The 9,573-nt window shown below is 69.9% G+C and carries 6 protein-coding genes and 2 pseudogenes; 2 read left to right on the top strand and 6 right to left on the bottom strand.

Going from position 1 to position 9,573, the window contains the following annotated elements; translation table 11 throughout:
- The 4 genes from A5713_RS14640 to fdxA form a co-directional block, all read right to left on the bottom strand.
- Nucleotides 1-1,743, bottom strand: a 1,743-nt coding sequence (locus tag A5713_RS14640) for a type I polyketide synthase (protein ID WP_156751890.1), incomplete at its 3' end; no start/stop codon positions are given.
- 291 nt (nt 1,744-2,034) lie between these two features.
- Nucleotides 2,035-4,392, bottom strand: a complete 2,358-nt coding sequence (locus A5713_RS14635) for an APC family permease (RefSeq protein WP_067918573.1) — start codon at nt 4,390-4,392, stop codon at nt 2,035-2,037.
- Between the two features lie 88 nt (nt 4,393-4,480).
- Nucleotides 4,481-5,593: a succinyldiaminopimelate transaminase gene (gene dapC, locus A5713_RS14630; RefSeq protein ID WP_068096488.1), complete on the bottom strand. Its 1,113-nt coding sequence runs from the start codon at nt 5,591-5,593 to the stop codon at nt 4,481-4,483.
- A 26-nt stretch (nt 5,594-5,619) separates the two neighbouring features.
- Nucleotides 5,620-5,946 carry a ferredoxin gene (gene fdxA / locus A5713_RS14625; protein ID WP_068096492.1) on the bottom strand — a complete coding sequence of 109 codons (327 nt, stop codon included), beginning with the start codon at nt 5,944-5,946 and terminating at the stop codon, nt 5,620-5,622.
- A 375-nt stretch (nt 5,947-6,321) separates the two neighbouring features.
- On the opposite strand from fdxA, the gene A5713_RS14620 reads away from it, so the two are divergent.
- Nucleotides 6,322-6,654 (top strand): hemophore-related protein, encoded by a 333-nt coding sequence (locus A5713_RS14620; RefSeq protein WP_067920009.1) that lies wholly within the window; start codon nt 6,322-6,324, stop codon nt 6,652-6,654.
- A 20-nt stretch (nt 6,655-6,674) separates the two neighbouring features.
- On the opposite strand, the gene A5713_RS14615 is transcribed toward A5713_RS14620, so the two are convergent.
- Nucleotides 6,675-7,448 carry a maleylpyruvate isomerase N-terminal domain-containing protein gene (locus A5713_RS14615; protein ID WP_068096490.1) on the bottom strand — a complete coding sequence of 258 codons (774 nt, stop codon included), beginning with the start codon at nt 7,446-7,448 and terminating at the stop codon, nt 6,675-6,677.
- A gap of 30 nt (nt 7,449-7,478) precedes the next feature.
- Nucleotides 7,479-9,365 (bottom strand): annotated as a pseudogene (locus A5713_RS14610) (bifunctional FO biosynthesis protein CofGH); the annotation flags it as partial.
- On the opposite strand from A5713_RS14610, the pseudogene A5713_RS27655 reads away from it, so the two are divergent.
- Nucleotides 9,355-9,573: pseudogene (locus A5713_RS27655) on the top strand (hypothetical protein); the annotation flags it as partial. The pseudogenes A5713_RS14610 and A5713_RS27655 overlap by 11 nt on opposite strands.

Genomic DNA, 9,573 nt, shown 5'->3' with positions numbered 1-9,573 from the left:
GGCCGCGGTGACCGAGAACCCCGATTCCGCAGCGATCAGCGGTTCCAGCTCGGCGATGGTCGCGGCGAAGACCGGCTCCCTGGCCAGCAGTTCGGCACCCATCGCCGGCCACTGCGACCCCTGCCCGGAGAACACCCACACCGGCCCGAGGTCGTCCTGCCCGACGGCGTGTTCGTAGGGGATGTCACTGCCGGCGACATCGCGCAGGGCCGCGCTCAGCTCGCCGAAGCTGCCGGCCGAGACCACCGTCCGCACCGGCCGGTGCGCGCGGCGGCGCGCCAGGGTGTAGCCCAGATCCCGCAGGCCGGCGCTCCCGGCCGCGCCGGCGTGCTCGTCCACCCAGTCCGCGATCCGGGCGGCCGTGACCCGCAGTTGCTCCGCGGACGTGGCCGACACCGGGAACAGCAGCGGGCCGTCGCCATTCGGCGCGGTGCCGCGTTCCGGCGCCTGCGCCGGTGCTTCTTCCAGGACGGCATGCACGTTGGTGCCCGACATGCCGTAGGACGACACCGCGGCGCGGCGCGGGTGCCGGCCGTCGGTGGGCCAGGGCGTGTTGGCCTGCGGCACGAACAGTTCGGTCTTGACCTGCGCCATCTCGTCGGGCAGGCGGGTGAAGTGCAGGTTGCGCGGGACGATGCCGTGCTGCAGCGCGAGGATCGCCTTCATCAGGCCCAACGGCCCGGAGGTCGACTGCAGATGCCCGAAGTTCGTCTTCACCGAACCCAGCGCGCAGGGCCCCTCGGTGCCGTACACGGCGGCCAGGCTCGAGTATTCGATCGGATCCCCGACCGGGGTGCCGGTCCCGTGCGCCTCGACGAAGCCGACGGTCGCCGCGTCGATCCCGGCGGTGGCCAGGGCCTTCCGGTAGACGGCCACCTGCGCGGTTTCCGAGGGCGCCGCGATGTTCACGGTGCGGCCGTCCTGGTTGGCGGCGGTGCCGCGCACCACCGCCAGGATGCGATCGCCGTCGCGTTGCGCGTCGTCGAGCCGCTTGAGCAGCAGCATGACGCAGCCCTCGCCGGACACGAATCCGTCCGCGTCGGCGCCGAAGGCGTGGCAGCGGCCGGTCGGCGACAGCATGCCCTGCAGGGAGCCGGAGACGGATTTGCGTGGTTCCAGCGTCACGACGACGCCACCGGCCAGGGCGAAGTCGCTCTCACCGCCGTTCAGGCTGCCGCACGCCTGGTGGACGGCCATCAGGCCCGACGAGCACGCGGTGTCCACGGTGACCGCCGGGCCGTGCAGACCCAGCGTGTAGGCGACGCGGCCCGACGCGAAGGCGTTGCTGGTGCCGGTGAATCCGTACGGCCCCTCGGCGGCACCGCAGTCGGCGGACAACAGCTCGTAGTCGCCGTGCGTCAGCCCGACGAAGACCCCGGTCTGCGAGTGCGACAGCCGCGCGGGGTCGAGCCCCGCGTGCTCGATGGCGTCCCAGGACGTCTCCAGCAGTAGGCGGTGTTGCGGGTCGATCGCGGTGGCTTCCCGCTCGGTCATACCGAAGAAATCGCAGTCGAAGCCACCGACGTCATCCAGGAAGGCGCCCCACCGGGTTACCGAGCGGCCGGGCACCCCGGGTTCGGGGTCGTAGTACAGGTCGGCGTCCCACCGATCGGCGGGGATCTCGCCCACGAAATCGGCGCCGCGCAACAATGCGTCCCACAGCCGTTGTGGAGAATCGATCCCACCGGGAAGCCGGCAGGCCATGCCGATGACAGCAATGGGTGCGGCGGTTGCGGCACGCAATGTGCAGTCCCCTGTTCTCCCCCAACGGCGTTGCGCAGTCGTGCGGCCGCCAGCTTACCGACCCGAATTTCATCGACGCCCGGCTCACCGCCCCGATTGCCGTTTCCGGCCGCATCGGGTGCGCGGCCCGGCCCTTTCACCCGGAACCCCGGGCGCGACCTGCACGCGACGAAACCCCCTGTTTTCCAGAGCAATTCGCGAGGTAGGGGAAAGATCTCTGCGGTACGGCGCTCGTCAGCGCGGGCATTTGCCCGCGGTGCGGCTAATCCGTTGCTTCGCGCAGCATTACGTTTAGCTGCCCTCTTCGGATTCGCCGGAGCCGACGGCCTTCGCGGGGTCCTCGATCACGCAATACACCGGATCCACCATCGAGATGGGGCGGTTGCCGGTCTGGCGGGCCTTCCCGGTGAGGCGCAATAGCTGGCCGGGCTGAATGTCGGCGCCCCCATGGCCGGGGCGGAAGGTGACCGTCATTTCCCCGCTGTTGTCCCCGACGACGACCTGGCGGAGGGTCCGGCCGCGGTCGGTGACGTCTTCGACCTGGTTGACCCGGCCTTCGACGGTGGCGCGCTGCCCCGAGATCAGCCCGGCCACCAGGATCACCGACGCCGGCCGCTCGGGATGCTCGTAGGAGTCGACCTTCTCGTCCTCCCCCTTGGACACCCAGGCTTCGAGCTTGTCGATCTCCTGCGCGAGCCGCTGCTCGAAGGTGTCCGGGTAGGCCTCCTTGATGCGCGATTCGACGTCGTAGGGCACGATCGTCGCCGCCGCGTCCGGGACCAGGCTCACGGCACGGGCGATCTTGTCGGCGGTGCGGTCATGCAGTAGCCGGCCCAGCAGCCGCGCGAACGTTCGACGCGGCAGCAGCACGGTCACGTTGGTGTGCGGTTGTTCGTCGCGCGCCTTGGCAACCAGCAGTTGCGCGGCGCGGCTGATGCGCCGGTCCGGGCAGTCCACCACCCGCAGCGGCGTGTCGAGCCCGAAGTGATCCCAGCGCTTCCGCAGCTGGGCGGCGTGGGCCGGGTCGACCATGAAGTGCACCGCGGTCAGCTCGTCGGCCCGTAATCCCCTGCCGTACCGCAGCGCTTCGATCACCGCCAGGTCAACGGAGTCGACGAGGACGAACACCCGGTGCCGCGCGTACTTCACCAACTCCGGGCGGTCGGTGCGGAACATCTCGAGAATGGCCGCCTCGGCGCGGTATTCGCGGTTGAGCCGCATCAGCATGAACACCAGCAGCGGGAAGACGACGACCACCAGCCACGCGCCCTCGGTGAATTTCGCCACCGCGAAGATGCCCACCACGATCGTCGACAGGACCGCTGCGGACAGGTTGATCGCCAGGCGGCGTCGCCATCCCGGTTCGCGGTGCGTCAGATGGTGTTTGGTCATTCCGTAGCCGGCCATCGAGAAGCCGGTGAACACACCGATCGCATAGAAGGGCACCAGCGCGTTGACCGAGCCGCCGGTCACCACCAGCAACACCACCGACAGCGCCGTCAGGGTGATGATGCCGTTCGAGAAGACCAGCCGGTGACCGCGTTTGGTGAGTTGGCGCGGCAGGAAGCGGTCCTCGGCAACGAAACTGGCCAGCGCCGGGAAGCCGTTGAAGCTGGTGTTCGCGCCGGTGAACAGGATCGCGGCCGTCGAAGCCTGCACCAGAATGTAGAAGACGTCGCCGAGGATGCCGTTGCCGAAGACGGCGCGGCCGATCTGCGACAGCACCGACGGGTACTCGGTGAGGTACGGCGTGGCGTGCGTGACGTGGGCGAGGTAGGCGACGCCGGCCAGCAGCAGGCCGAGAATGGTGGCCATGGCGGTCAGGACGAGTCGCGCGTTGCGGCCCTGGGGCTTTCGGAAGTAGTCGACCGTGTTGGAGATGGCCTCCACACCCGTCAGCGACGAACCCCCGTTGGCGAACGCGCGCAGCAACACCAGGATCGTGGCGCCCAGCACCAACCCGTTGCCCTGGTGGACCGGCACGGTTCCGGCCATGTGGGCGGGATCGTAGACCGGCAGGTTCCCGGTGGCCGCGCGAATCACGCCGACCACGATCGTCAGGCCGACCATCGCGATGAAGGAGTAGGTCGCCACCGCGAACGGCAGGCCCGCCTCCTTCAACCCGCGCAGGTTCGCGTAACAGATGACAAGCACCACAGCCACGGTCAATTCGAGGCTGTAGGGGCCCAGCGCGGGGACCGCCGACACCACCGCAACCGTCCCGGCCGCCGACTGGACCGCGACGGTGACCACGTAGTCGATCAACAGCGCCGCGGCGGCGATCTGCGCCACCCGGGGTCCGAAGTTGTCGCGCGCGACGATGTAGGAGCCGCCCGCCCGGGTGTAGGCCATCACCACCTGCCGGTACGAGGCGGCCACCAGCACCAGGATGAGCAGGATGACACCGGTGATGGGGAGCAGCAACAGGAAGGCGGCCAACCCGGCGTGCGGCAGCAGTTCGATCAGGATCTGCTCCGGACCGTAGGCGACCGAGGAGACCGCGTCCGGCGAAAGGGCGCCCAGGGCAACCGGATTCGACAACTTCTCGGAAGCGATGTCCTCGGTGATCAGCGGCTTGCCCAGGAACACGCGCTTGACGATGTCCCCGACCGAAAGGGGGATGCGCAGCTTGCCGGCCGAAGTCGTCACCACCACCGTCCTTAACCTGAGCGGACGAAACACCTCCGCTGCATTGTGCACGTTCGCCGCCGCCGCGGCGGCATCCGGTCGGCCTCGGCTAGGCGAGCCGCCGCACGGCGGCGGCTATCCGCTCGTCGGTGGCGGTCAACGCGACGCGCACGTGCTGCGCGCCGCGCGGACCGTAGAAATGCCCGGGAGCCACCAGGATGCCGCGGTCGGCCAGCCACGCGACGCTGTCCGCGCACGGCTCGCCACGGGTGGCCCACAGATAGAGGCCCGCTTCGGAATGGTCGACGGTGAATCCGGCCGAGCGCAGCGCCGGCAGCAGGGCCGCCCGCCGCCGCTCGTACCGTTCCCGCTGCGCCCGCTCGTGGGCGTCGTCGTCCAGCGCGGCGACCATCGCCGCCTGCACCGGTGTGGGCACCATCATCCCGGCGTGCTTGCGCACCGCCAGCAGCTCGGCCACCAGCTCGTGGTCGCCCGTCACGAATCCGGCCCGGTAGCCGGCCAGCGACGAGCTCTTCGACAGCGAGTGGATCGCGAGCAGCCCGCTATGGTCGCCGTCGCAGACCGAGGGATGCAGGATCGACAGCGGTTCGGCCTCCCAGCCCAGGCCCAGGTAGCACTCGTCGGAGGCCACCACGCTGCCCCGCTCGCGCGCCCAGCCGACCACTTTGCGCAGGTGGTCGACGCCCAGCACGCGTCCGGTCGGGTTGCTCGGGGAGTTCAGGTAGACCAGCGCCGGCGATCGCGGACCCACCTGCGTCAACGAATCCGCGCGCAGCACCGGCGCGCCGGCCAGCCGGGCCCCGACGTCATAGGTGGGGTACGCCAGCTCGGGCACCACGATCAGGTCGGCGGGCCCCAGCCCCAGCAGGGTCGGCAGCCAGGCGATGAGCTCCTTGCTGCCGATCACCGGCAGCACGGCGGCCTCGCTCAGCCCGGTGATGCCGAAGCGGCGGGCCAGCGCGGCGACCGCCGCTTCGCGCAGCCGCGGGGTGCCGGCGGTGGCCGGATACCCGGACGCGGACCCGGCGGCGGCGAGCGCGTCGGAGATCACCGGCGCGACCGGGTCGACCGGGGTGCCGACCGACAGGTCGACGATCCCGTCGGGATGGGCACCGGCCCGCGCCTTCGCGTCGGCCAGGGTGTCCCAGGGGAACTCGGGCAGGGTCGCCGAGACCCGCCCGTGGGGGGCGCGCGGCCTCACCGCGGGCTCATGCAGCCCCGGCCCGCTCAGTCGCCCTCACCCTGCGGCGGCAGGTCCTTGACTGCCTGCGGGTCGTTCTCGGTCATGCCGACCTTGGCCGCACCGCCCGGCGAGCCCAGCTCAGTGAAGAAGTCGGCGTTGATCTGCGTGTACTGGCTCCACTGCTCGGGCACGTCGTCTTCGTAGTAGATCGCTTCGACGGGGCAGACGGGCTCGCAGGCCCCGCAGTCGACGCACTCGTCGGGGTGGATGTACAGCATCCGCGCGCCCTCGTAGATGCAATCGACCGGGCACTCCTCGATGCACGCCTTGTCTTTGATGTCGACACAGGGCTCGGCGATCGTGTAGGTCACAGACGTCTCCTCCATGTACTGCTTTTAGTGTGGGCTGCTCTTCGGCTCGCGGCCGGCGCGTCCGGCCGCCTCAGGCAAAAGCTTTCGGTTACTGATACTAGACGTTGCACATACACGTCAACCACTTGGCACGCCCGTTAAATGGACGATTTAAGACTGCCAGTCTCGGGCCCCGCGACCGGGGGTCGTTTCGCCGAGGGCGAACGGTCGCCTCGGGCCACTGACCTGCACAAAGTCACGCTCCAGCGGGGCCCGCCGATAGTCATTGCGATGGAAGCATGTTCGCGGCGCCTGGTAATCTCGACGTCAGACGGCAGCCGCTGGCAGATGTCGTCGCCTTTATAGCGGTGCATTAATCGGGGAAGGTGTCCACACATGAGGCTGTCGTTGACCAAATTGACCGTTGCCGTCGGTAGTGCGGCCGTCGCGTTGACCGCCGGCGCGGGAATCGCGTCCGCGGATCCGTCGGACGCGATCATCAACACCACGTGCAACTACGGGCAGGTGATCGCCGCGCTCAACGCCACCGACCCGGCGGCCGCCGCGCAGTTGAACAGCTCGCCGATGGCGCAGTCGTACATCCGCAGCTTCCTGGCCTCGCCGCCGCCGAAGCGCCAGCAGATGGCCCAGCAGATCCAGGCGATGCCGTCGGCGATGAAGTACTACGACGACATCAACCAGGTCGCGGTCACCTGTAACAACTTCTGAGCCGTCCGAGTCGAGGCGGTTCAGTAACCGCTGAGCAGGCCGCGCAGGCGGCCTAGCGTTTCTGGCCCGACGCGGCTGCAGATTCGGGACGGGTCCGCGGGCCTGCGCCCCCAGAGCAGCAGGACGCGGGCGGCGGGGTCGGTTTCCAGCGTGGCGGGGCCTTCGGGCGCGGCGAGTTCGATGGTGGTGCGGTCGGCTTCGGCGCCGAGCACGACGTCGTCGGTGTCCGGGGCCCGCAGCCGCGCCTCGATGCGCTCGCCCGGCCGAAGCCCCTTGGCCCCCTTGGCCAGCAACGGTTTGCCGACGGCGACGACGCTGTGGGTGGTCATCCACGGCTCGGCCAGCCCGGCCTGGAAGGTCGCCGGGAGATCGGGGTCCCCGGTGATGTCCCACCCGTGCAGCACGAGCTCTTCGCGCATGTGTTCGGCGAACCAGGGCACCTTCATGGTGCGGCCCGTCCATGCGACGTCGGTGTCCTGGGGCGCGTCGTCGGCCGCCTCCGCGATCCGGTTCAGGGTGGCCATCCGGTCGAACAGCGCGTCCCACAGGTCCGCGTCGTTCAGGTTGCGCAGTGGTCCCTCGCGTTCCTCGAAGCCCCGGGTGCCGACGGGTTCGCTGTCCAGGTGGGCGGCCAGCACCCGGGCGATCTCCTCGGCGTTTCCGGCCTGATGGACGACGATGTCGCGCACCGTCCAGGCCTCACACCAGGTGCCAGAGTCGGGCCGGCGCCGCTGCACCGCGTCTACGAACGGCCGCCACTCGGGGAACCGGTCGTCATCGATCTGTCGGTTCACGGCGTCGGGTATACCCGCCGCCACGGGCTGCTAAGCGGCCCGCGGGGCGTAGGTTGTGGTGCGTTGGCGCGCCGGGCGCCCGATCCCCTCGGCGATCGCGGTCAGCTCCTCGACGGTCTTGGCCGACCCGTGCTCGGACCCGGCCATCCGCGAGATGGTCTCCTCCATCAGCGTGCCGCCCAGATCGTTGGCGCCGCCATTGAGCATCACCTGGGTGCGCTCGACACCCAGCTTCACCCAGCTGGTCTGAATCTGGGATATGCGGCCGTGCAACATGATTCGCGCCAACGCGTGCACGGCCCGGTTGTCTCGATGGGTGGGGCCGGGGCGCGCCGCGCCGGCCAGATACAACGGCGAACTCTGGTGCACGAACGGCAACGGCACGAACTCGGTGAACCCGCCGGTGCGGTCCTGGATCCCGCGCAGCACGTTGAGGTGGGCGACCCAGTGCCGCGGGCTGTCCACGTGCCCGTACATCATCGTCGACGAGGACCGCAGGCCCACCTCGTGCGCGGTGGTCACGATGTCGATCCATTCCGAAGTCGGCAGCTTGCCCTTGGTCAGCACCCAGCGCACCTCGTCGTCCAGGATCTCGGCCGCGGTGCCCGGGATGGTGTCCAGCCCGGCCTCGCGCAGGCTGATCAGCCACTCGCGCACGCTCAGCCCGCTCTTGGTGACGCCGTTGGCGATCTCCATCGGAGAGAAGGCGTGCACGTGCATGGACGGCACCCGCGCCTTGACGGCGCGCACCAGGTCGGCGTAGCCGGTGACCGGCAACTCCGGGTCGATCCCGCCCTGCATGCACACCTCGGTGGCGCCTTCGACGTGCGCCTCCCACGCGCGGTCGGCCACCTCTTCGGTGGACAGCGAATACGCGTCGGCGTCGCCCTTGCGCTGCGCGAACGCGCAGAACCGGCACCCGGTGTAGCAGATGTTGGTGAAGTTGATGTTGCGGTTCACCACGAACGTCACGTCGTCGCCCACCGTGTCGCGGCGCAGCGAGTTCGCCAGCGCGGCAACGGCTTCCAGTGCTGGTCCGTCCGCGGTGGCCAGCGCCAGGTACTCGCCGTCGGTGCAGCCGGCGGGATCGCGCTCGGCGGCCCGCAGCGCGGCGAGCACGTCGGTGTCTAGGCGTTCTGGCGCTTTGGCGCCTTGGACGGTCAGCTCGTGCACGTGCGCGCGGATCGATTCCCAGTCGCCGAAGGCGCTGTCCAGATCGCTGCGGGCTTCGGTGGCGCGGCCCTCGGTGTCGATCGCCGCGTTGAGGTCGGTCCGCCCGGCGGACGCGACGTCGTCGGGCTCCTGCCAGGGCAGGCCCACCGGATTGATGTCGCGGGCCAGGCCGGTCGCCGGGTCGGCCAGCGCCAGCACGTGCCCCCGCACCCGCGGGTCGATCCACGCCGCCCCCGCCTGCACGTACCTGGGCTGGGCGGTGAGTCGCTGCACGAGTTCGTATCCGGCCTCGGCGGTGATGTCGGCCAGGTCGTCGAGCGCGGGCCACGGCCGCTCGGGGTTGACGTGATCGGGGGTCAGCGGCGACACCCCGCCCCAGTCGTCCACCCCGGCCGCCACCAGCGCCAGGCACTCGTCGCGGGACACCAGATTGGGGGGCGCCTGGATGCGCATGCCGGGACCGAGCACCAACCGCGCGACCGCCACCGTCGCCAGGTAGTCGTCGATCCCGGCGTCGGGAACGGCGGCCATCGCGGTGTGCTCCTTGGCCCGGAAGTTCTGCACGATCACTTCCTGAACGTGCCCGAACTCCTTGTGCGACTTGCGAATCGCGTGCAACGTGTCGGCCCGCTCGGTCAGCGTGTCCCCGATCCCGACCAGCAGCCCGGTGGTGAACGGAATCGACAGCCGGCCCGCGTCGGTGAGCGTGCGCAGCCGTACCGCCGGGTCTTTGTCCGGACTGCTGCCGCACCTGAACCCCGGCGTGATGAGTTGGTCGGAGATGGCCCGGCTGAAGCCGGTGGCGCCGTCAATGGGCATGATGCTCGAGACGACCTCGCGGCGGCTGTTCGAAACGAAAGGTCTTGCGCACTACGGCAGTCCGGACAAAGACCCGGCGGTACGGCTGCGCACGCTCACCGACGCGGGCCGGCTGTCGATTCCGTTCACCACC

The organism is Mycobacterium sp. E2497 (assembly GCF_001668695.1).
In the GTDB taxonomy this organism is placed as follows: Bacteria; Actinomycetota; Actinomycetes; order Mycobacteriales; family Mycobacteriaceae; genus Mycobacterium.
Note: the sequence above shows the minus strand (reverse complement) of the source record. Positions and strands in the feature narration are given on the sequence as shown.

What these genes read in the sequence shown, in the direction of transcription:
- A5713_RS14620 (WP_067920009.1), top strand. Translation starts at nt 6,322, where the DNA reads ATGAGGCTGTCGTTGACCAAATTGACCGTTGCCGTCGGTAGTGCGGCC.